Origin of the sequence: Pseudomonas oryzicola, from assembly GCF_014269185.2 — a bacterium.
Taxonomy (GTDB): Bacteria; Pseudomonadota; Gammaproteobacteria; order Pseudomonadales; family Pseudomonadaceae; genus Aquipseudomonas; species Aquipseudomonas oryzicola.
Genome location: NZ_JABWRZ020000004.1, coordinates 78,533 through 99,152, shown reverse-complemented (window position 1 = coordinate 99,152; position 20,620 = coordinate 78,533). Strand labels below are relative to the sequence as shown.

19 protein-coding genes are annotated in these 20,620 nt (G+C 64.1%); 7 read left to right on the top strand and 12 right to left on the bottom strand.

The genetic code is table 11. The features are described from left to right. Window positions 1–42: 42 nt before the first annotated feature. The 7 genes from HU760_RS23390 to HU760_RS23360 form a co-directional block, all read right to left on the bottom strand. On the bottom strand, window positions 43–228 hold the full coding sequence (locus HU760_RS23390) for a hypothetical protein (protein ID WP_186674995.1): 186 nt from the start codon (window positions 226–228) through the stop codon (window positions 43–45). Beyond that, window positions 225–1,337: a PepSY-associated TM helix domain-containing protein gene (locus HU760_RS23385; RefSeq protein ID WP_186674996.1), complete on the bottom strand. Its 1,113-nt coding sequence runs from the start codon at window positions 1,335–1,337 to the stop codon at window positions 225–227. The genes HU760_RS23390 and HU760_RS23385 overlap by 4 nt, the downstream gene beginning before the upstream one ends. A gap of 56 nt (window positions 1,338–1,393) precedes the next feature. Next, entirely contained in the window at window positions 1,394–3,829 is a 2,436-nt protein-coding gene (locus HU760_RS23380; RefSeq protein ID WP_186674997.1) for a TonB-dependent siderophore receptor, read from the bottom strand. A gap of 157 nt (window positions 3,830–3,986) precedes the next feature. Continuing rightward, the gene (locus HU760_RS23375) at window positions 3,987–4,943 is read right to left on the bottom strand and encodes a FecR domain-containing protein (protein ID WP_186674998.1); all 957 of its coding nucleotides are present in this window, start codon (window positions 4,941–4,943) and stop codon (window positions 3,987–3,989) included. Next, the gene (locus tag HU760_RS23370; protein WP_186674999.1) at window positions 4,940–5,458 is read right to left on the bottom strand and encodes an RNA polymerase sigma factor; all 519 of its coding nucleotides are present in this window, start codon (window positions 5,456–5,458) and stop codon (window positions 4,940–4,942) included. The genes HU760_RS23375 and HU760_RS23370 overlap by 4 nt, the downstream gene beginning before the upstream one ends. 191 nt (window positions 5,459–5,649) lie before the next feature. Continuing rightward, window positions 5,650–6,360, bottom strand: a complete 711-nt coding sequence (locus tag HU760_RS23365) for a 3'-5' exonuclease (RefSeq protein ID WP_186675000.1) — start codon at window positions 6,358–6,360, stop codon at window positions 5,650–5,652. Then, window positions 6,357–8,294, bottom strand: a complete 1,938-nt coding sequence (locus HU760_RS23360; protein WP_186675001.1) for a DUF294 nucleotidyltransferase-like domain-containing protein — start codon at window positions 8,292–8,294, stop codon at window positions 6,357–6,359. The genes HU760_RS23365 and HU760_RS23360 overlap by 4 nt, the downstream gene beginning before the upstream one ends. A 178-nt stretch (window positions 8,295–8,472) precedes the next feature. Between HU760_RS23360 and HU760_RS23355 the strand changes: the two genes are divergently transcribed. Continuing rightward, complete coding sequence (locus HU760_RS23355) at window positions 8,473–8,949, top strand: response regulator (protein WP_186675002.1); 477 nt, start codon at window positions 8,473–8,475, stop codon at window positions 8,947–8,949. Window positions 8,950–8,993: 44 nt separating this feature from the next. Here the strand turns inward: HU760_RS23355 and HU760_RS23350 are convergent, their stop codons facing one another. Continuing rightward, window positions 8,994–11,171: a malate synthase G gene (locus HU760_RS23350; RefSeq protein ID WP_186675003.1), complete on the bottom strand. Its 2,178-nt coding sequence runs from the start codon at window positions 11,169–11,171 to the stop codon at window positions 8,994–8,996. A gap of 450 nt (window positions 11,172–11,621) precedes the next feature. On the opposite strand from HU760_RS23350, the gene HU760_RS23345 reads away from it, so the two are divergent. After that, window positions 11,622–12,140, top strand: coding sequence for a glycine cleavage system transcriptional repressor (locus HU760_RS23345; protein ID WP_186675004.1), 519 nt, complete (start codon window positions 11,622–11,624; stop codon window positions 12,138–12,140). A gap of 247 nt (window positions 12,141–12,387) precedes the next feature. Here HU760_RS23345 and rarD read toward each other — a convergent pair whose 3' ends face one another. The 4 genes from rarD to HU760_RS23325 form a co-directional block, all read right to left on the bottom strand. Beyond that, complete coding sequence (gene rarD / locus HU760_RS23340) at window positions 12,388–13,275, bottom strand: EamA family transporter RarD (protein ID WP_186675005.1); 888 nt, start codon at window positions 13,273–13,275, stop codon at window positions 12,388–12,390. A gap of 64 nt (window positions 13,276–13,339) precedes the next feature. Next, window positions 13,340–14,314: a serine/threonine protein kinase gene (locus tag HU760_RS23335; RefSeq protein WP_186675006.1), complete on the bottom strand. Its 975-nt coding sequence runs from the start codon at window positions 14,312–14,314 to the stop codon at window positions 13,340–13,342. A 74-nt stretch (window positions 14,315–14,388) separates the two neighbouring features. Next, the gene (locus HU760_RS23330) at window positions 14,389–15,153 is read right to left on the bottom strand and encodes a TOBE domain-containing protein (protein WP_186675007.1); all 765 of its coding nucleotides are present in this window, start codon (window positions 15,151–15,153) and stop codon (window positions 14,389–14,391) included. Window positions 15,154–15,231: 78 nt separating this feature from the next. After that, on the bottom strand, window positions 15,232–15,963 hold the full coding sequence (locus HU760_RS23325) for a ComF family protein (protein ID WP_186675008.1): 732 nt from the start codon (window positions 15,961–15,963) through the stop codon (window positions 15,232–15,234). Between the two features lie 89 nt (window positions 15,964–16,052). On the opposite strand from HU760_RS23325, the gene bioB reads away from it, so the two are divergent. The 5 genes from bioB to bioD are packed head-to-tail and all read left to right on the top strand — an operon-like array spanning window position 16,053 to window position 20,511. Continuing rightward, the gene (gene bioB, locus HU760_RS23320) at window positions 16,053–17,111 is read left to right on the top strand and encodes a biotin synthase BioB (RefSeq protein WP_085626226.1); all 1,059 of its coding nucleotides are present in this window, start codon (window positions 16,053–16,055) and stop codon (window positions 17,109–17,111) included. 1 nt (window position 17,112) lies between these two features. After that, complete coding sequence (gene bioF, locus HU760_RS23315) at window positions 17,113–18,285, top strand: 8-amino-7-oxononanoate synthase (protein WP_186675009.1); 1,173 nt, start codon at window positions 17,113–17,115, stop codon at window positions 18,283–18,285. Further along, on the top strand, window positions 18,278–19,009 hold the full coding sequence (locus HU760_RS23310; RefSeq protein WP_186675010.1) for an alpha/beta fold hydrolase: 732 nt from the start codon (window positions 18,278–18,280) through the stop codon (window positions 19,007–19,009). Before bioF ends, HU760_RS23310 begins: the two co-directional genes overlap by 8 nt. Beyond that, a complete protein-coding gene (bioC, locus tag HU760_RS23305; RefSeq protein ID WP_186675011.1) occupies window positions 19,002–19,820 on the top strand; it encodes a malonyl-ACP O-methyltransferase BioC in 819 nt (272 codons plus the stop codon). The genes HU760_RS23310 and bioC overlap by 8 nt, the downstream gene beginning before the upstream one ends. Window positions 19,821–19,830: 10 nt before the next feature. Further along, entirely contained in the window at window positions 19,831–20,511 is a 681-nt protein-coding gene (bioD, locus tag HU760_RS23300) for a dethiobiotin synthase (protein ID WP_170027919.1), read from the top strand. The last annotated feature ends 109 nt before the right edge of the window (window positions 20,512–20,620 follow it).

Sequence of the window (20,620 nt, the reverse complement as noted above, 5' to 3'; positions counted from 1 at the left end):
GCCAACCATGTCGCGGCAAAAGAGAGTGCGGGTACTACCCGGTTACTGCCGCGGACGAGGGTAGAAACCTTGCAAGCCGAGGGCAGCCGATACCCCCAGGCCTAGCCAGGCCAGGCTGTCCCACACCCCGTCCCCCAGCAAGGCGGCAGACAGCCCCAAGGCAGTGAGCAGAGCGATGACACTTGGCCAGGCGAAGACGCGCCAGGTCGGCTGGGACTTGTGGCTCATGCCAGCGCCTCCCGCTTCGTGCGTTGTTTGCCCCACCACAGGTACAAGCCGCTGCCGAGGACGATGATGGTCAGCACATCGAGTAGCGCCCACAGGATTTGCATTGGCCGGCCGCCGTAGTCGCCGAAGTGCAGTGGTTGCGACAGGCCCATGGCATCCATGTACCAGGGGCGTTCGCCGACGGCGGTCACCGTTAGTGTTCGCGCATCGATCAGCACAGGCGTGAGCAGGTGCGAGGTCAGGTGCGTGGCGCCCTTCATGAACACCGCATAGTGGTGCTCACTGGAAAAGCGTGTGCCGGGGAAGGCGATGAAGTCCGGGCGCATGCCGGGGGCGGCCTGTTCGGCGATGGTCAGCAGCTGGGTGGCCGGGGCGCGTTCGGTGAGCGGCGGGGCATCACGGTATGGGGCAACCATGGCCGCCAGGCTGTCGTTGCGCCAGGCGGCGATGACCAGGTCCGACAGCGCGCTGATGACGCCGGTCACGCCTACCGTCAGTGCCCAGGCCAGGGTGACCACACCGATCAGGTTGTGCAGGTCGAGCCAGCGCAGGCGACGGGATTTGCCGTGGCGCACCGTGCCGAAGTCCAGGCGGCGCATGAACGGTGCATAGAGCACGGTGCCGGAGATGATCGCCACGACGAACAGCACGCCCATGAAGGCCAGCAGCAGCTTGCCGGGCAAGCCGGCGAACATGTCCACGTGCAGGCGCAGCATGGTCATCATGAAGCCGCCGTTGGCGGCCGGCATGGCCACGGCTTCACCGGTGCGGGCGTCGAGCATGAAGGTGTGCGACGAATTGGGCTCGGTGCCGGCGGTGGCAGCGGTGATGGCCACTAGGCCGTTGGCTTCGTCCTCGTCGTAGCCGAAGTACTGCATGACCTCGCCGGGGCGGTGCTGCTCGGCCTTGATCACCAACTGCTGCAGGTCCAGGTGTGGTGTATCGGCCGGCATTTCCCGCAGTTCGGGGGCGTTGCCGAGCAGGTGTTCGAGTTCGTGGTGGAAGATCAGCGGCAGGCCGGTGACTGCCAGCAACAGCAGGAACAGGGTGCAGACCAGGCTGCTCCAGGTGTGGATCACCGACCAGCGGCGGATGGTTGGGCTTTTCATCACGGTACCGATTCTTGCCTGTTGGAAGCTGGGGCCGCAAAGCGGCCCCCGTTCACTCAGAACTTGTAATTGACACTGGCCACCACGTTGCGCTCGTCGCCGTAGTAGCAGTAGTACCCGTCACAGGTAGACAAGTAGTCCTTGTTGAACAGGTTTTTTGCATCCACGGCTACGGTCACCCCCTTGAGGGTGCTGTTCAGGCGGCCCAGGTCGTAGTGCACCGAAGCGTCGTAGACGGTGTAGGACCCCACATGGCCCCAAGCGGTGTTAGTGGTATTACCGTAGGTGTCGCCAACGTAGCGCACGCCAACGCCGACCCCAAACCCATCCAGTGGTCCGCTGTGCCAGGTGTAGTCAGCCCAGGCAGTGGCCTGGTTGCGCGGCACCTGCGCCATGCGCTTGCCTTTTTCGTCACGGGTGCCTTTGATGATTTCGCTGTCGTTGTAGGTGTACGAGCCCACCAGTTTGAGGTTCTCGGTCACATCCGAGGTAGCTTCCAGTTCCAGGCCTTTGACACGCACTTCACCAACCTGGCGGGTTACACCACCCTCGGTCACCGACATGTTCTCCTGTGTCAGGTCGAACACAGCAGCGGTGAACAGGCTATTGCTGCCTGGAGGCTGGTACTTGATGCCCAGTTCGTATTGCTTGCCTTCGGTCGGTTTGAAGGCATCGGTGCTGTTGACGGTGGAGCCGGTGGCGGCCTGGAACGACTCGGCATAGGAGATGTAAGGCGTCAGGCCGTTATCGAATACATAGCTGAGTGCTGCGTTACCACTGAATTTCTTGTCGCGTTGGGTGTTGGTGGCGTCGCCTTGGTTGTGGAAGGTGGTGCCGGTGTGCACCCAGTCCTCACGGCCACCAAGGGTCAGGCGCCAGTTTTCCAGAGCCATCTGATCCTGGATATACAGGCCGGTCTGCTGGGTTTTCTGGTCGTAGTCGTACATGTCGAAGTACTGAACGTTGGAGAAATCCTGACCGTAGATGGGGTTGTGGATATTGCTCGGTGGCACACCCGCCGAGCCCCAGCGCCAGCGGGCATTGCTGTCCGAGCGCTGGTGGTCGAGCCCCAGCAGCAGGGTATGGACAACCTGCCCGGTCTGGAAGTCGGCCTGGAAGTTGTTGTCCAGGGCGAACTGGGAGATGTCCTCCTCGACGATACCGGCGGTGCGTTGCACGGTGCCATCGGCGCTGACAGCTTCGTCCGGGCCGGCTGGCCAGATCGAACCACCGGCGGTGATGCCCTTGAAGTCCAGTTCGTTACGCGCGTAGCGCAGGTTCTGACGGAACTGCCAGGTATCGTTCAGGCGGGTCTCGAACGCATAGCCCAGGTGGTAGTAGGTGCGATCGTAGGATTCCCAATCCGGGTCGCCCAGGTTCTTGTGGTGCGAAATCTTGCCTGCGGGGCTATCCAGTTTCGTGCCCTGCAGTGGCAGGAACTGGCCGGTGATGCCGGTGTCATCGCGGGTGTACTGGCTGATGAAAGTCAGCTTGGTGTCGTCGTTGATATTCCAGGTCAGACTGGGCGCTATGTTGTAGCGCTGGTCCGGGATGTGGTCGACCGGCGAGCCGCTGTCACGCACGATACCGCTCACTCGGTACAGGAACTGGCCTGCATCGTCGAGCTTGCCGGTAGTGTCGAAGTTGATCTGCTTGTGGTTGTTGCTGCCAACCTGGGCTTCGACTTCGTGGCTGCTTTCCAATTGCGGCCGACGGCTGGTCATGTCCAGCAAGCCGCCTGGTGGAGTCTGGCCGTAGACCGAAGAAGCCGGGCCGCGCAGCACGGCGATGCGCTCCAGGTTCCAAGGCTCGATCTTGGGGGTGGCGTAGTTGCCCTTGGGCAGTGGCAGGCCATCGAGGAATTGGGTAGGCACAAAACCGCGTACCAGCAACCAGTCGCTGCGCGAGTCGGAGCCATAACCGCTGCTCTGCACACCAGCAGTGTAGCGAAGGGCATCGTTCAGGTTGAGCACCGAGCGGTCTTCCATCTGCTGGCGGGTAATCACGCTTACCGAGCGGGGGAGTTCGGCGATGGCGGTGTCGGTCTTGGTACCTGCTGCTGTCCGGGTAGCGGTGTAACCCTCTACCGGCCCCCAGGCGCTTTCATAGTTGGAAGTCGCATTGATCGCAGTCTCAGGCAACGCCAGTGTCCCTTCCGGCGTAGCCACCAGGCTGTAGCTGCCCACGCTGCTTTGCTGCAGCTGCAGGCCGGTGCCGCGCAGAGCGGCCTGCAGGGCACCAAGGCCATCGTACTGCCCGCTCACCGGTGCCGAGGTGCGACCGCTGACCAGTGCCGGGTCGATGGCCAGGGTAATGCCGGCCTGGCTGGCGATCTGGTTGAGGGTGGTGGCCAGCGGGGCGCTGGGCAGGTCGTAAGCGCGCTGAGCGGATTGCTCGGCGGCGGACAGGGCAGGGCTGGTCAATGGCGTGGCCACGGCGATGGCCAGGGCCATCAGACTGGGGCGCAGGATACGATCAACAGCACGGGACATGCAGCGGCTCCTCGACGGATAAGTGCTTTGTGCTTCCATGCCGAGCGAGATTTGAAAAGTGACAGGGCGAATCTGAAGAAAATCGAGAATTATTTGAAGTTGGCTTTTGTCTGTACCGACCCTTCGCGGGTAAACCCGCGAAAGGGCCGGTACAGATCTACTTGGGACCGACGGTCACCCACCACTGGGTATGCCGCTCGACCTTCACCGGCAATGCTGGCACCAGCGACGACAGCGCCAGGTCGGTGTCGGTCAGTGGGAAGCTGCCGGTCACGCGCAGGTTGGCTACCTTGTCGTCCACCCCGAGGTAACCGCTGCGGTACTGGCCCAGCGTGGCCAGCAAGTCAGCCAGGCGCACGTTGTCCACCACCAGCATGCCGCGGGTCCAGGCGTCGGCACCGGCGGCTACCGCGCCGACCTGGCCAAGGCCGTTGGCGTGCATCAGCACTTGCTGGCCTTCGCGCAGCACCTGTTCATCGCCGCTGTTCAGCGGCATGGCAGCGACCGAGGCCTGCAGCACTTCCAGGCGCGTACCGTTGGCTTCGCGGCGCACCAGGAAGCGCGTGCCCAATGGGCGCAGGCGGCCATCGTCGGTGCTGACCAGCAGTGGGCGCGGGTCCTGATGACCGGTCTGCACCGAGATTTCGCCCTGGTGCAGCACGATGGTCCGTTGTGCGCCTGCGTAGTCGATATCCACGGCGGTATGGCTGTTCAGGCTCAGCAATGTGCCGTCTTCCAGGCGCAAGGTACGCAGTTCGCCGGTGGCGGTGCGCTGGTCGGCCAGCCAGTAGCTGGGCGCCAGCGACGGCGCGCCAGGCCAGGCCAGCAGCGAGCCGAGCAGGAACATGCCGGCCAACCCGCTGCCTACCTTGCCGATTCGGCGGCGCAGGCCTGCACGCGACTGCAACAGGGCCTGGCGTGCCGGGCCGACTGCGGCGCCGACGCGCTGCTCCATGGCACCCAACTGGCGCCAGGCGCGGGCATGCTCCTCGCTGGCAGCATGCCAGCGCATGAATTCATTGCGATCGTCGGGTGTGCTGCTGCCGCCGTCGAGGCTGAGTTTCCAGGCAATTGCGGCTTCCAGCACACGGGACGAAACCGGGCCACTACTCACGTCGGCTCCCCGTACAGGGCCGTGTAGCACTGGCGCAGGCCCTGGGCGATGTACTGGCGTACCCGCGACACCGAAACGCCCAGGCGCCCGGCAATTTCGGCATGGCCCATGCCGTCCAGGCGGTTGTACAGGAACGCCGCACGGGCCTTGCTCGACAGCTTGCCCAGCAGGCGGTCGATGGCCTTGAGGTCTTCGAGGATCAGGTGCTGCATTTCCGGAGAAGGTTGCTCGGCTTCCGGCATCAGGGCCAGCTCGGCCAGGTAGGCCTGTTCCAGCGCGGCGCGGCGGAAGTGGTCGAACAGCAGCCCCTTGGCCACGGCGGTGAGGAAGGCGCGTGGCTCACGAGGGGTGTCCAGTCGCTCGCGGCCGAGCAGGCGCACGAAGGTGTCCTGGCTCAGGTCCTCGGCACGCTGGCGGCAGGCCATGCTGCGTTGCAGCCAGGCGAGTAGCCAGCCGCGATGGTCGCGGTACAGCGCACCGACCAGTTCGGCGTGTGGGCTTTGTGCAGACGACAAGCAGCGTCCCCCTGGAACGTTCGCATTGACTAACGATAATTATTCGCGATTGTTACAGAGGCAAGGGGAGGGTGCAATGGGCGCTTATCGGATGGCCATCATGGAAAGGCTGATGGCCTCATTGCCGGCAAGCCAGCTCCCACATGGATTGCACATGACTTGAATACGATGAGGCCTGAACTGCAAAGCGACTACAGGCCGTGACTCTGGATCTTGCGTCGCCGCCATCCGCGCAGCCGCTGTTCCAGCTGCAACGGGCTGTCCAGCTGCTGGCGCCGGGCCTGGCTGAACAGGATCAGCGCCAGTTCGGCGGTCACCAGGGCATCGGCGCTGGCATGATGGCGCTCCTCCACCTGCAGGCCAAACCGCGCCACCCAGTCATCCAGCCCAGCCTCGCGCAGCACTGTGTCGGGGTTGAGCATCGGTGCCAGTTCGGCGATGTCGAGGAACGGCGACTGCAGGCGGTAGCCCAGGCTGTCCTTCAGCGCGCGGGCCAGCATGCGCTGGTCGAAGGGGGCATGGAACGCCAGCACCGGGCTGTTGCCGATGAAGTCGAGCAGATCGAGCAAGGCTTCGGCCGGGTCGCAACCGGCAGCCAGGGCACTTGGGCCCAAGCCGTGGATCAGCACGCTGGCGTTGGTCTTCTGTGTTGGCCGGTGCAGGGTGCGCTCGAACTGCTGGGCAAAGTCGATGGCGCCATCCTCGATCGCCACGGCGCCAATCGACAGCACCTGATCACGGTTGAGGTTGAGGCCGCTGGTCTCCAGGTCCAGTACCACCCAGCGCTGTTCACGCAGGGTACATACCCCCAACGGTGCGGGTCTGGGCAGCCCGGCCAGGCGCTGGCGGGTGGCCGCATCCAGCTCGGGCGCGCTGGGGCGCAGCCAGGCGAACAGGCTCATAACTGGTACCGCAGGGCCAGGCTGCTTTGCAGGCGCTGGGCCTGGCGCAGGGATTCGCGCAGGATGCGCCGGTCCAGGTGGTTGAGGCTGTCCGGGTCGAGCCGGTTGGAGTAGGGCAGGTTATCGCGGGTCTGGCGCTGGTGCTGCTGCATGCGGGTTTGCTGGATGAAGTGGTAGGCCTCCTCATACGCCGCGCCGTCCTGCGCCTCGATGATGCCCTTGGCCACCAGCTGGCGCAGGCGCTCCAGGGTATTGCAGGCAGCAATGCCGTTGGCCAGGGCCAGTAGCCGGGCACCATCGACGAAGGGCGTCAGGCCCTGGACCTTGAGGTCGAGGGTGGCGGCCTTGTCGTTGCCCTGGCGGGTCAGCACGAACTCGCGCAGGCGGCCAACCGGTGGGCGCTGGCGCAGGGCGTTGTCAGCCATCATGCGCTGGAACAGGCGGTTGTCGGCCACTTGCTCGAGCAGGCCCTGGCGCAGTTGCTCGCAACCCTGCTCGTCGCCCCACACTACACGCAGGTCGAAGTAGATGCTTGAGCCCAGCAGGTTTTCCGGGCTGGCTTCGCGGACGAAACCGGCAAAGCGCCGTGCCCATTCGCTGCGTGACAGGCATAGCTCGGGGTTACCGGCCATGACGTTGCCCTTGCACAGGGTGAAGCCGCATTGGGCCAGGCACTGATTGATGTACTGCGCCAACGGCAGCAGGCGGGTGCGGATGGCGTCGGCTTCGGCGCTGTCGGCAGCTTCGAAGAGGATACCGTTGTCCTGGTCGGTGTGCAGGGTCTGCTCGCGGCGCCCTTCGCTGCCGAAGCACAACCAGCTGAACGGCACGCCGGGGTCGCCGCGCTCGGCCAGCGCCAGCTCGATTACCCGGCACACGGTGTGGTCGTTGAGCAGGGTGATGATCTGGGTAATCTGCGTGGATGACGCGCCGTGGGCCAGCATGCGCTCGACCAGCTGGCTGATTTCGCCGCGCAGCGAGACCAGGTTCTCCAGCCGTGGGGCATGGCGGATGGTACGCGCCAGGTGGACCAGGTCGACCCGTTGCAGGGAAAACAGGTCACGCTCCGAAACCACCCCGCACAGGCGGTGGTTTTCCACCAGGCATACATGGGCAATGTGCCGCTCGGTCATGGCCATGGCTGCGTCGAAGGCGCTGGCCTGGGGGCTGAGGTAGAACGGCCGGGCGGTCATGTGTCGTTCGATCGGCGCGCCCAGCTCGGCATCGGCGGCGGCGACTACCTGGCGCAGGTCGCGCAGGGTGAAGATGCCGGTGGGATAGCGCTGCGCATCGACCACCACGATGCTGCCGACCTGCTGCTCGTGCATCAGCCGCACGGCATCGCGCAGCGGGGTGTCGGCGCTGCACACCACCGGGTGGCGCATGGCCAGCTCCCCCAAGGGGGTGTTCAGTGAATACTGGGTGCCGAGGGTTTCCACTGCGCGCTGGCGTACTTGCTGGTTGACCTGGTCGAGCAGGCTGCTGACGCCGCGCAGGGCAAAATCGCGAAACACTTCGGACATCGAGAACACGCGGATGAACGCGGCCTTGTTCAGTTGCAGGCAGAAGGTGTCCTCACCAGCCAGGTGCTCGGTACGGGTCGCCCGTTCGCCGAGCAGGGCCGCCAGCGGGAAGCATTCGCCGCTGGTGATCTCGAACGTGGTCTCGACGCCGGGCTTTACCAGGTGCTGGCGCTCGCCGACCACGCGGCCCTGCTTGACGATGTAGAAGTGCTCCACCGGTCCGTCGGCCGGTTTGACGATGCTTTCGCCGCTGGCATAGAAGCGCAGCTGGCACTGCTCGACCAGATAGGCCAGGTGGCTGTGCTCCATCTGGTTGAACGGCGGAAAGCGCTGCAGGAACTGCAGGGTGCCCTGGATATTCTGCAGCACTGCTGTCCTGCCCGCCTGGCTGTAGGCGTCCTTTTTGCTCATGAAACTGACCGTATCGCTATGCCGATCTATATATATCTATATATAGGTGCCGGCCATGTTGTTCTCTGCCTCCATGGTCGGCTTGCGGCGGTGTGGTGCCCATTGGACGTAAGTCTATGAGCGGCCCGTCAAAGACCCGACGAAAGGCGAACCGGGTTACGCAAGTTCTGTGGTCCTAATGCTGAAGCGGAGTTTTTTTGACGAGATGACCATGGTTGAGCCACACGACATCCTGAGCGATGCAGAGCGCGAGGCTCTGGCCCTGGCCAATGCGCCGGCGGCCTCCAGGCCACTGGTGCTGGTGGTGGATGACAATGCGGCGAACCGCGATGCGCTGATCTATTACCTGAAAAGCCGAGGTATCGACTGCGTAGGGGCGGACGGCGCCGAAGAAGCCAGGCTGTACCTGCATTACCAGCCGCGGATAGGCTTGATGATCACCGATTTGCGTATGCAGCCCGAGGACGGCCTGACGCTGATCCGGCAGGTTCGCGAATCGGAGCGGGCGGCGTTGTCGATCATTGTGGTTTCGGGTGACACCGATGTCGCAGAGGCGGTGGACGTGATGCACCTGGGGGTGGTGGATTTCCTGTTGAAGCCGGTGGACCTGAACAAGCTGCTGGAGCTGGTGAGGAAAGAGTTGCAGATCCAGTAAGGCAGGTTAGGGGCCGCAAAGCGGCCCCCGTTGGCGGATGCTACCTACAACCCATTACGCGCCTTGAACTCGCGGCGACGGCGGTGCAGTACCGGCTCGGTGTAACCGTTCGGCTGCTTGCCACCTTCCAGCACCAGCTCTACTGCTGCCTGGAATGCGATGTTGTCATCGAAGTTCGGAGCCATCGGGCGGTACAAGGCGTCGCCTGCGTTCTGTTGGTCGACCACCACGGCCATGCGCTTGAGGCTTTCCAGCACCTGCGCCTGGCTGACCACGCCGTGGCGCAGCCAGTTGGCCAGCAGCTGGGCCGAGATGCGCAGGGTGGCGCGGTCTTCCATCAGGCCAACGTTGTTGATGTCCGGCACCTTCGAGCAACCCACGCCCTGGTCGATCCAGCGCACCACGTAGCCGAGGATGCCCTGGGCATTGTTGTCCAGCTCATTGCGGATCTCTTCGGCCGTCCAGTTGGTGTCGGCCGCCAGTGGGATGGTCAGGATGTCGTCCACCGAGGCCGGGGTACGCGAGGCCAGTTCGCGCTGGCGCGCCTGTACGTCAACCTTGTGGTAATGCAGGGCATGCAAGGTGGCGGCGGTCGGCGACGGCACCCAGGCGGTGTTGGCACCGGCCAACGGGTGGGCGATCTTCTGCTCGAGCATGGCCGCCATCAGGTCAGGCATGGCCCACATGCCTTTGCCGATCTGGGCACGGCCTTGCAGGCCGGTGGCCAGGCCAACGTCGACGTTGTTGTTCTCGTAGGCGCCGATCCACTTCTCGTTCTTCATGGCGCCCTTGCGCACCACGGCGCCGGCTTCCATCGAGGTGTGGATTTCGTCGCCGGTGCGGTCGAGGAAGCCGGTGTTGATGAACACCACGCGCTCGGCTGCGGCCTTGATGCAGGACTTGAGGTTGACCGTGGTACGGCGTTCCTCGTCCATGATGCCGACCTTGACGGTGTTGCGCTTCATGCCCAGCAAGTCTTCGACGCGGCTGAAGATTTCGGCGGCGAAGGCAACTTCTTCCGGCCCGTGCATCTTCGGCTTGACGATGTACACGCTGCCGGTGCGGGTGTTCTTGCGGCTGGTGTTGCCGTTGAGGTTGTGCAGGGCGATCAGGTTGGTGAACAGGCCGTCCTGGATGCCCTCGGGAATTTCGTTGCCCTGGGCGTCGAGGATCGCCGGGTTGGTCATCAGGTGGCCAACGTTGCGCACGAACAGCAGTGAACGACCGTGCAGGGTCACGCTGCCACCGTTGGGCGCGGCGTACTCGCGGTCCGGGTTCATGGTGCGGGTGAAGGTCTTGCCACCTTTGCTCACGCTTTCCGCCAGGTCGCCTTTCATCAGGCCCAGCCAGTTGCGGTAGACCACCACCTTGTCATCCGCGTCGACGGCGGCGACCGAGTCTTCGCAGTCCATGATGGTAGTCAGCGCCGACTCCATCAGGATGTCCTTCACGCCAGCGGCGTCGGTGCTGCCGACCGGGGTACTGGCATCAATCTGGATTTCGAAGTGCAGGCCGTTGTGCTTCAGCAGCACGGCAGTCGGTGCGCCTGCATCGCCGTGGAAGCCGATCAGTTGGGCGTCGTCACGCAGACCGCTGTTGCTGCCGCCCTTGAGGGCAACGATCAGTTTGCCGCCTTCGATGCGGTAGCCGGTGGAATCGACATGCGAGCCAGCCGCCAGTGGCGCGGCTTCATCGAGGAAGGCGCGGGCGAAGGCAATCACCTTGTCGCCGCGCACCTTGTTGTAGCCCTGGCCTTTTTCGGCGCCGCCTTCATCGCTGATGGCATCGGTGCCGTACAGCGCGTCATACAGCGAGCCCCAGCGGGCATTGGCAGCGTTCAGAGCGAAACGGGCGTTCATCACCGGTACGACCAGCTGTGGGCCGGCCATATGGGCGATTTCTTCGTCCACGTTCTGGGTGGAGGCCTGGAAATCGTCAGCTTGTGGCAGCAGGTAGCCGATTTCCTGGAGGAATGCTTTGTAGGCTGCGGCGTCGTGGGCCTGGCCTTTGCGTGCCTGGTGCCAGGCGTCGATCTTGGCTTGCAGCTCGTCGCGCTTGGCGAGCAGGGCTTTGTTCTTTGGAGCGAGGTCATTGATGATCTTCTCTGCACCCGCCCAGAACTGCTCGGCGACGATGCCGGTCCCGGGGATGGCTTCGTTGTTCACGAAGTCGTACAGGACCTTGGCGACCTGAAGGCCACCGACTTGAACGTATCCAGTCATTGCTTGCCTCACTCTGCTCAGCTATTTCGCTCTTCTGTATTAAGCCTGTAGCGCTTCTCTAAACACGGCACCAGTGCATGCGCCCGGGGAAAGCCCGAGCGCGGCTGGGTGCGGCCTGCCAGACTGGCTGGCAGACAGTGTGCGTATTTTCACAGGCGCCTTGGCAGACATCCAAACAGCGTTTTGTAGTCCGCGCCACGGGATACTACATGAAGCAGTAGGCGGGGCAAAATCAGACTAAAAGCGCCGTTATGCGACCCGTTGGTCGCGTATGGTCACGCTGGGAGTGAGTATGTTCGCAAAAAACAGGTAGATTGTTCCAGATAAATCTTGAAACAGTACACGATTGGTTATGCAGATTGCCCTGCGGCAGGTTGCCGCGCCTTGCCTATACTGAGTCGATCCCCTGATTTCCTGCCGCCCGGCGCGGTCTGACACGAGGAACGGCTTGTGGATCATCTTGTACTGACTGTGATTGCCCCGGACAAGGCCGGGCAGGTCGAACGCATTGCCCAGTGCATTGCCGACCACAGCGGCAACTGGCTGGAAAGCCGCATGTCGCGAATGGCCGGGCAGTTTGCCGGGATCCTGCGGGTGGCGGTGCCGGCAGAAAACTACGACGAGCTGGTGGCGTCGTTGCAGGGGCTGGTGCGGTATGACATTCGCGTGCTGATCGCCGAGAGCGGGATCGAGCCGTCATGCACCTGGAAACCGATTGCCATGGAGCTGGTGGGTAACGACCGGCCTGGGATCGTGCGTGACATTACCCGCTTGCTGGCGGACCTGGGGGTGAACCTCGAACGGTTCACCACTGAGGTGCGCCCGGCGCCGATGAGCAGCGAGCCGCTGTTTCATGCCGATGCCTTGTTGGCTTTGCCGTTGACGCTGTCGCTGGATGAGCTGCAACAGAAGCTGGAGAGCCTGGCGGATGACTTGATGGTGGAGTTGAAGCTGCGGCCGCAGGAGTAATTCGAGATTGTCGGGGCTGCAAAGCGGCCCTCGCGGTTATCCCGATATCACGGGGAAGGCCCTGTGGATAAGCTGGGGGTCTACCTCTCCAGCCCATTAGATTCGGGCCCTGCAGAGCTTTGTTCAAAAAACACCCAAAAATCAGCAGCTTGTGCACAAAGCACGGGGACGAGGGTGTGGATAACCTTGGGAGATGTCGCTGCAGGCCCCGCGCCGCGAGGCCTGCAGAATAATGGTTATTTTTTGATCAGCTACGCTTGCGCAAACTCAACCACGCATCGACGCTATACACCGCCAGCCCCGCCCAGATGAACATGAACGCCACCAGTGTGCTCGACGACAGATGCTCATCGAACAGCAACACCGCTTGCAACAGCACCAGGGTCGGCGCCAGGTATTGCAGGAAGCCCAGCGTGGTATACGGCAGGTGCCGCGCGGCAGCGTTGAAGCACACCAGGGGTATCAGCGTTACCGGCCCTGCGGCCATCAGCCACAACGCTTCGCTGCTGGTGTAGAACGCACCCTGGGCGCTCATTGCTGCCGGGTGCAGCAGCAGCCAGCCAAAGGCCAGGGGTACCAGCATCCAGGTTTCCACCACCAGGCCCGGCAGCGCCGCTACCGGCGCCTGTTTGCGGATCAACCCGTAAAAGCCGAAGCTCAGTGCCAACGCCAGCGACACCCACGGCAGGCTGCCCACTTGCCACACTTGCTGGGCCACGCCCACGGCGGCCATGGCCACTGCCAGCCATTGCAGGCGGCGCAGGCGCTCGCCAAGAATCAGCATGCCCAGCAGCACATTGATCAGCGGGTTGATGTAGTAGCCCAGGCTGGCCTCGAGCATGCGGCCGTTGTTCACCGACCAGACGTAGGTCAGCCAGTTGCCGGCGATCAGCGCCCCGCTCAGGGCCAGGATGCCCAGCCGGCGCGGGTTGTCGCGCAGCTCACGCCACCAGCCAGGGTGTTTCCACACCAATAGCAGCAGCGAGCCGAACAGTGCCGACCACAGCACCCGGTGGACGATGATCTCCACCGCCGGGACGCTCTGGATCGCTTTGAAATACAGGGGAAACAGCCCCCAGATGATGTAGGCGCTCAGGCCCAGTAGGTACCCGCGACGCGGGTTTGCGGCGTGCATGCAGAATCCTTGCTTAGGTAGCTAAATAAAGCGACGCCTATTGTAGACAGAGGCGGGCATGCTTCTAGAACAATTTCAATGCCGGTTCATCCAGGGCCGCCAACTGTTCACGTAATGCCAGAATCTGGTCGCCCCAATAGCGCGGCTGGCCGAACCAGGGGAAGCTGGGCGGGAACGCCGGGTCGTCCCAGCGCCGCGCCAGCCAGGCGCTGTAGTGCAGTTGGCGCAGGGCGCGCAGCGGTTCGATCAAGGCCAGTTCGCGCGGGTCGAAATCGTGGAACTCGTTGTAGCCATCGATCAGCTCGGCGAGTTGCCCCAGGCGCTCCTCACGGCTGCCGGCCAGCATCATCCACAGGTCTTGTACGGCCGGCCCCATGCGGCAGTCGTCAAGGTCGACCACGTGGTACACCTCGTCGCGATGCATCAGGTTGCCGGGGTGCAGGTCGCCGTGCAGGCGGATGAGCTGGTGCGGCGTGCGGGTGTAGATGTCTTCCACGCGTTTGAGCAGGTCGCGGGCCACCGATTCGAAGGCCGGCACCAGGTCAGGGGGCACAAAGCCGTCTTCCAGCAGGGTGTTCAGCGAAGCGTGGCCGAAGTTTTCCACAGCCAGTGCCTCGCGGTGCTCGAACGGTTTGCTGGCCCCTACGGCATGCAGGCGGCCAAGCAGCTGGCCGAGGCGGTAGAGCTGGTCAAGGTTGCCTGGCTCCGGGGCGTGGCCGCCACGGCGGGGGAACAGCGCGAAGCGGAAACCCTGGTGTTCGAACAAGCTGCGACCGCCGTGCTGCAGTGGCGCAACCACCGGCACTTCGCAGTCGGCCAGTTCGGCGGTGAAGCTGTGTTCTTCGAGGATAGCCGCATCGCTCCAGCGGCCTGGGCGGTAGAACTTGGCCACTAGCGGCTGCGCGCCCTCGATACCCACCTGGTAGACACGGTTCTCGTAGCTGTTCAGCGCCAGCACCCGGGCATCGCTGAGAAAGCCCAGGCTTTCCACGGCGTCCAGGACCAGGTCGGGGGTGAGGGTGTCGAAGGGGTGGGACATGGGGGCTCCGGGTAAAAGCGGCATGGGCCCCATGGTACCGCGTTATACCTGTGCCGGCCTCCCCGCAGGCAAGCCTACGCGGGAACTCCGATCAACACATAAGAGGGATGAAACTGCACCCGTACCGTAATGCCACTCGCCACCCGATGTTCAGCCAACCAATCGGCCTCGGCAAACGCACACAATGTCTGCCCGTTGCCCAGCGCCAGTCTGACTTCACTCGGCCCCTCCACTTCCGTCAGCACGTCTTCCACCGTCGCCCGTAAACAATTGCTGCCGGCTTCGGCCTCTTCCTGTTCGGCTAGCAACCGCACCCACCCCGCCTTGAGCAGCGCCACTACCATCGTCCCCAGTGTCAGTTCCAGCCGCGCAGTGCTGTCATGCGTGATCAGCGCCTCGATCTCCAGCCCGCCGCCCAAGGCCAGACTGACGCGATCATGCCGTCCCTCGCGGCGAAGCCCGCTGACCTGCCCCTGCAACTGGTTGCGCGCGCTGGTGCGCAGCATCAGGCGCCCAAGCAGGTCGAGGTCACTGGATTGTTCGGCCGCTTCGAGGATTTGCGCTTGCAGGGCCTGCAGCCTCTGATACAGGCGCAGTACCCGCTCGCCTTCCAGCGACAAGCGGGCACCGCCGCCGCCACGCCCGCCTGCGCTGCGTTCGACCAGCGGCTGGCTGGCCAGGTTGTTGAGTTCGTCGATGGCGTCCCAGGCGGCCTTGTAGCTGATCCCCGCTGCCTTGGCGGCGCGGGTGATCGAGCCTTGCTCGGCAATGTGATGCAGCAGGGCGATGCGCTGGGGGCGGCGGGCGATATGCTGGGTGAGGAGGGGGGGCAGGGACATAGGTAATGAAGTCATTAACGGATGGAGGGACGGTGCCTCTCCTGTTCGGGCCAGTCAAGTGAGCCGGGACCCTTGAAATCACACATAACCCGGCTTGGGCGTGCGTGCCAGGCAATACACATCGACCCGTCGCGCCCCGGCCTTGCGCAATACTTCGGCAACCGCCTGGGCGGTGGCACCGGTAGTCAGCACGTCATCGACAACGGCGACATGCCGGTCCGCCAACCCACCCGCGACCGCAAATGCCTGGCGCAGATTGCGCCGCCTTGCCCTGGCATCCAGCTGCTGCTGCGCGGGCGTTTCGCGGGGACGCGCCAGCAACCGTTCGTCGCACCGTATGCCCAGTTGTGCCGATAACCAGCGCGCCAGCATTCCCGCCTGGTTGAAGCCGCGCTCGCGCAGGCGACGCCTGGCCAGGGGCACCGGCAACAGCAGGTCGGGCCGGGCCAGCCCTTCGGCGAAGCGATGCAGCAAGCCATGCCCGAGCATTTGCGCCATCAGACGCCCCAGGGGCCACTGGCGCTTGTGCTTGAAGCGGCTGACCAGCGTGTCTACCGGAAAGCCGAAATGCCACAGTGCAACAACCCGCTCGAAGGCCGGCGTGCGGCGGCCGCATTGCGCGCAGGTCAGGCCTGCCATTGGCATGGGCAGGGCGCAGCGCAGGCATTGCTCATCCAGCCAGGGCAGCTCCTGTTCGCAGGCGACGCACAACGGGTAGGGCTGCTCGGCACGTTCGTCGCACAGCAAACACGTTTGATTAATAATTGAACAGTTGTAAACCAGTCTTTTCCAGTGCGGTTGACAGTTCATAGGCCTTCCATGACTATGCGAGCTATCCGTGATGCGCTGGCGGGCTTTCCTGTCCCGGCGCCAGCTACAGCCTAAACAAGGAAACACCGATGAGCGCCAGCACAACTGCAACAACACGTCACGACTGGTCCCTGGCCGAGGTCAAGGCGCTGTTCCAGCAACCGTTCAATGACTTGCTGTTCCAGGCGCAGACCGTGCACCGCGCGCACTTCGACCCGAACCGCGTGCAGGTTTCGACCTTGCTTTCGATCAAGACCGGCGCCTGCCCGGAAGATTGCAAATATTGTCCGCAGTCCGGCCACTACAACACCGGGCTGGAAAAACAGAAGCTGATGGAAGTGCAGAAGGTGCTGGAAGAAGCCGCACGCGCCAAAGCCATCGGCTCCACCCGCTTCTGCATGGGCGCGGCCTGGAAGCACCCGTCGGCCAAAGACATGCCCTACGTGCTGGAAATGGTCAAAGGCGTGAAGGCCATGGGCCTGGAAACCTGCATGACCCTCGGCAAGCTCGACCAGGAGCAGACCAAGGCGCTGGCCCAGGCCGGCCTGGACTACTACAACCACAACCTCGATACCTCGCCGGAGTTCTACGGCAGCATCATTACCACCCGCACCTACAGCGAGCGTCTGCAGACCCTGGCCTACGTGCGTGATGCCGGGATGAAGATCTGCTCCGGCGGCATCCTCGGCATGGGCGAGTCGCTGGACGACCGCGCCGGCCTGCTGATCCAGCTGGCCAACCTGCCCGAGCACCCGGAGTCGGTGCCGATCAACATGCTGGTCAAGGTCGCCGGCACACCGCTGGCCGAGGAAGAGGATGTCGACCCGTTCGACTTCATCCGCATGCTGGCCGTGGCGCGTATCCTCATGCCCAAGTCGCACGTGCGCCTGTCGGCCGGCCGTGAGCAGATGAACGAACAGATGCAGGCCCTGGCCTTCATGGCGGGCGCCAACTCGATCTTCTACGGTGAAAAACTGCTGACCACCGCCAACCCGCAGGCCGACAAGGACATGCAACTGTTCGCACGCCTGGGCATCAAGCCCGAAGCACGCGAGGAACACGCCGACGAAGTGCACCAGGCAGCCATCGAGCAGGCGCTGGTCGAGCAGCGTAGCAGCGAGATGTTCTACAACGCCGCGTCTGCCTGAGATGGCCTTCGACCTGGCCGCGCGCCTGGCCGAACGGCGCGCCGCGGACCTGTATCGGCAGCGGCCACTGCTGCAAAGCCCGCAAGGGCCGGAAGTGGTGGTCGACGGCCAGCCCTTGCTGGCCTTCTGCAGCAATGATTACCTGGGCCTGGCCAACCACCCGCAGGTGATTGCCGCCTGGCAGGCCGGCGCTGAGCGCTGGGGTGTCGGTGGTGGCGCCTCGCACCTGGTGATCGGCCACAGTACGCCGCACCATCAGGTGGAAGAGGCCTTGGCCGAACTCACCGGGCGCCCGCGCGCGCTGCTGTTCTCCACCGGCTACATGGCCAACCTGGGTGCCATCACCGCGCTGGTGGGGCAGGGTGACACCGTGTTGCAGGACCGTTTGAACCACGCTTCGCTGCTGGATGGCGGGTTGCTCAGTGGGGCCCGTTTCAGCCGCTACCTGCACAATGACGCAGCCAGCCTGGCCAGCCGCCTGGACAAGGCGGTCGGCAACACCCTGGTGGTGACCGACGGCGTGTTCAGCATGGATGGCGACCTGGCCGACCTGCCGGCACTGGCCGGAGTCGCCAAGGCCCGAGGCGCCTGGCTGATGGTCGACGATGCCCATGGCCTGGGCACCCTCGGCAACCACGGCGGCGGTGTTGTCGAGCACTTCGGCCTGGGCGTGGATGAGGTTCCGGTGCTGATTGGCACACTGGGCAAGGCGTGCGGTACTGCCGGTGCCTTTGTCGCTGGCAGCGAAGAACTGATCGAGGCGCTGGTGCAATTCGCCCGCCCCTACATCTACACCACCAGCCAGCCACCGGCGCTGGCCTGCGCCACGCTGAAAAGCCTGGAACTGCTACGCCGCGAAACCTGGCGCCGTGAGCACCTGGCGGCGTTGATTCGCCAGTTCCGCGAAGGTGCACAGCAGATCGGGCTGCAATTGATGGACAGCCCGACGCCAATCCAGCCGATCGTCATTGGCGACAGCGCGCAGGCCCTGCGCCTGTCGCGCATGCTGCGCGAGCGCGGCCTGCTGGTGACGGCCATCCGCCCGCCTACTGTACCGGCGGGTAGCGCACGCCTGCGGGTGACCTTGAGCGCCGCCCACAGCAAGGCGCAGGTGCAGCTATTGTTGAATGCATTGGCCGAGTGTTATCCACAGTTGGAGAGCGCCGATGCGTAATCGACTTGTTCTGTTGCCCGGCTGGGGCCTGGGCACTGCGTCCCTGGAGCCGCTGGCCGCCAGCCTGCGCGGCCAGGACGCCCGCCTGCAGGTAGAGCTCGTGCCCCTGCCGGAGCTGCCTCACAGCGATATCCAGGCCTGGGTCGAGCACCTTGATCGCAAGCTGCCGAACGATGTCTGGCTGGGCGGCTGGTCGTTCGGCGGGATGCTGGCCAGCGCCTTGGCACACAAGCGCGGCGACCACTGCTGTGGCTTGCTGACCCTGGCCAGCAACCCCAGTTTCGTGGTGCGCCCGGGCTGGCCCCACGGCATGGCCGAAGACACCTTCGGCACCTTCCTCGACGGCTGCCGCAGCCATACCCAGGTCACCCTCAAGCGTTTCCGTACGCTATGCAGCGACGGCGCCCAGCAACCCCGTACCTTGCTGCGCCAGCTGGGTATCGGCGTGCCGGACACCGACCCGCTGTACCTGGTCACCGGCCTGGAGGTGCTGGCCAAGCTGGATACCCGCGAAGCCCTGCAGGCCTATGCCGGCCCGCAGCTGCACCTGTTCGCCGGCAGCGACGCACTGGTCCCGGCAGAAGCGGCAAAAGCCCTGAGCGAGCTGTTGCCCGATGTGGAAGTGGGCCTGGTCGAAGACAGTTCCCACGCGTTCTTGCTGGAGTATCCGCAAGAGCTGGCGGCGGGTATCAAGAGTTTCCTGCATGAGAGTGGCGATGACTGACCTTTCCCATCCAACCCTGCCTGGCGCACTGCCCGACAAGCGCCAGGTGGCGGCCTCGTTCTCTCGTGCTGCGGCCAGCTATGACAGCGTGGCGGCCCTGCAGCGCGCCGTGGGCCTGAACCTGCTGGCGCAGTTGCCGGAAGGCCTGCAGCCATCGCGCTGGCTGGACCTGGGCAGCGGCACCGGTCATTTCAGCCGGGCGCTGGCGGAGCGTTTCGCCGCAGCCAGTGGCGTGGCGGTGGATATCGCCGAAGGCATGCTGCGCCATGCGCGCAACGAACAAGGCGGGGCGCACTATCACGTAGCTGGCGATGCCGAGCGTTTGCCGTTGCGTGATGCCAGCGTCGACCTGGTGTTTTCCAGCCTGGCGGTGCAATGGTGCGACCAGTTCGCCAGCGTGCTGGCAGAAGTGCGGCGGGTATTGCGGCCAGGCGGTGTGCTGGCCTTCAGCAGCCTGTGTGTGGGTACCCTGGATGAACTGCGCGCCAGTTGGCAGGCGGTGGACGGTCTGGTGCATGTGAACCGCTTCCGTCGGTTTGAAGACTACCAGCGCCTGTGCGCGGCCAGTGGCCTTGAGCAACTCGAACTGCAGCGTTGCCCGCACGTGCTGCACTACCCCGATGTGCGCAGCCTGACCCACGAACTGAAGGCCTTGGGTGCGCACAACCTGAACCCTGGGCGACCTTCCGGGCTGACGGGGCGGGCCCGCATGCAGGGCTTGCTGCAGGCCTACGAGGCGTTTCGCCAGCCTCAAGGGCTGCCAGCCACTTATCAAGTGGTCTATGGTGTGTTGCGCAAGCCACAGGCGTGAGGGGAGCGAGATGAGCCAGGCCTATTTCATTGCCGGTACCGATACCGACGTTGGCAAGACCACCATCGCTGCCGGGCTGTTGCATGCGGCGCGCTTGCAGGGCTTGAGCACGCTGGGGGCCAAGCCGGTGGCGTCGGGCTGCACGATGACGGCGAAAGGGCTGCGCAACAGCGATGCCCAGGCACTGATTGATGAAAGCTCGATCAAGCTGCCCTACGAGCAGGTCAACCCGTTTGCCTTCGAACCGGCTATCGCACCCCATGTAGCGGCGCGTGAGGCGGGGGTAACCCTTGCCGTACCGGAGCTGCTTGCGGCGATGCGCAATGTGCTGCAACAGAATGCCGATTTCACTCTGATCGAAGGGGCGGGTGGTTGGCGCGTGCCGTTGTCGGGGCAGGCCAACCTGTCTGATCTGGCCATTGCCCTCAAGCTGCCGGTGATCCTGGTGGTGGGGGTGCGGCTGGGCTGCATCAGCCACGCCCTGCTAAGCGCCGAGGCGATCGCCCGCGACGGGCTGCAGTTGGTGGGATGGGTGGCGAACATCATCGAACCCCGTACTTCGCGGCTGGAAGAAAACCTGGCCAGCCTGGCTGAGCGTTTGCCGGCGCCTTGCCTGGGACGGGTGCCCAAGCTCAAGCAGGCCAGCGCCGATATGGTGGCTGAGCATCTGCAGCTGGATTTGCTGGATTAGTCGTTGCCAGGCCTGGCCCCTTTTCGCGGGCCGCTGCAGGAATACCCAAGGCCTATCAAATGGCACCAGGCCATTAGGGATTTAAACGGGCCTTTTTGCGCCCGGCCTG

Bases quoted from the DNA above. Each gene is read 5' to 3' on its own strand.
- HU760_RS23390 (WP_186674995.1), bottom strand. From the start codon at position 228: ATGAGCCACAAGTCCCAGCCGACCTGGCGCGTCTTCGCCTGGCCAAGT.
- HU760_RS23385 (WP_186674996.1), bottom strand. From the start codon at position 1,337: ATGAAAAGCCCAACCATCCGCCGCTGGTCGGTGATCCACACCTGGAGC.
- HU760_RS23380 (WP_186674997.1), bottom strand. From the start codon at position 3,829: ATGTCCCGTGCTGTTGATCGTATCCTGCGCCCCAGTCTGATGGCCCTG.
- HU760_RS23365 (WP_186675000.1), bottom strand. From the start codon at position 6,360: ATGAGCCTGTTCGCCTGGCTGCGCCCCAGCGCGCCCGAGCTGGATGCG.
- HU760_RS23360 (WP_186675001.1), bottom strand. From the start codon at position 8,294: ATGAGCAAAAAGGACGCCTACAGCCAGGCGGGCAGGACAGCAGTGCTG.
- HU760_RS23355 (WP_186675002.1), top strand. From the start codon at position 8,473: ATGCTGAAGCGGAGTTTTTTTGACGAGATGACCATGGTTGAGCCACAC.
- HU760_RS23350 (WP_186675003.1), bottom strand. From the start codon at position 11,171: ATGACTGGATACGTTCAAGTCGGTGGCCTTCAGGTCGCCAAGGTCCTG.
- rarD (WP_186675005.1), bottom strand. From the start codon at position 13,275: ATGCACGCCGCAAACCCGCGTCGCGGGTACCTACTGGGCCTGAGCGCC.
- HU760_RS23335 (WP_186675006.1), bottom strand. From the start codon at position 14,314: ATGTCCCACCCCTTCGACACCCTCACCCCCGACCTGGTCCTGGACGCC.
- HU760_RS23330 (WP_186675007.1), bottom strand. From the start codon at position 15,153: ATGTCCCTGCCCCCCCTCCTCACCCAGCATATCGCCCGCCGCCCCCAG.
- HU760_RS23325 (WP_186675008.1), bottom strand. From the start codon at position 15,963: ATGAACTGTCAACCGCACTGGAAAAGACTGGTTTACAACTGTTCAATT.
- bioB (WP_085626226.1), top strand. From the start codon at position 16,053: ATGAGCGCCAGCACAACTGCAACAACACGTCACGACTGGTCCCTGGCC.
- bioF (WP_186675009.1), top strand. From the start codon at position 17,113: ATGGCCTTCGACCTGGCCGCGCGCCTGGCCGAACGGCGCGCCGCGGAC.
- HU760_RS23310 (WP_186675010.1), top strand. From the start codon at position 18,278: ATGCGTAATCGACTTGTTCTGTTGCCCGGCTGGGGCCTGGGCACTGCG.
- bioC (WP_186675011.1), top strand. From the start codon at position 19,002: ATGACTGACCTTTCCCATCCAACCCTGCCTGGCGCACTGCCCGACAAG.
- bioD (WP_170027919.1), top strand. From the start codon at position 19,831: ATGAGCCAGGCCTATTTCATTGCCGGTACCGATACCGACGTTGGCAAG.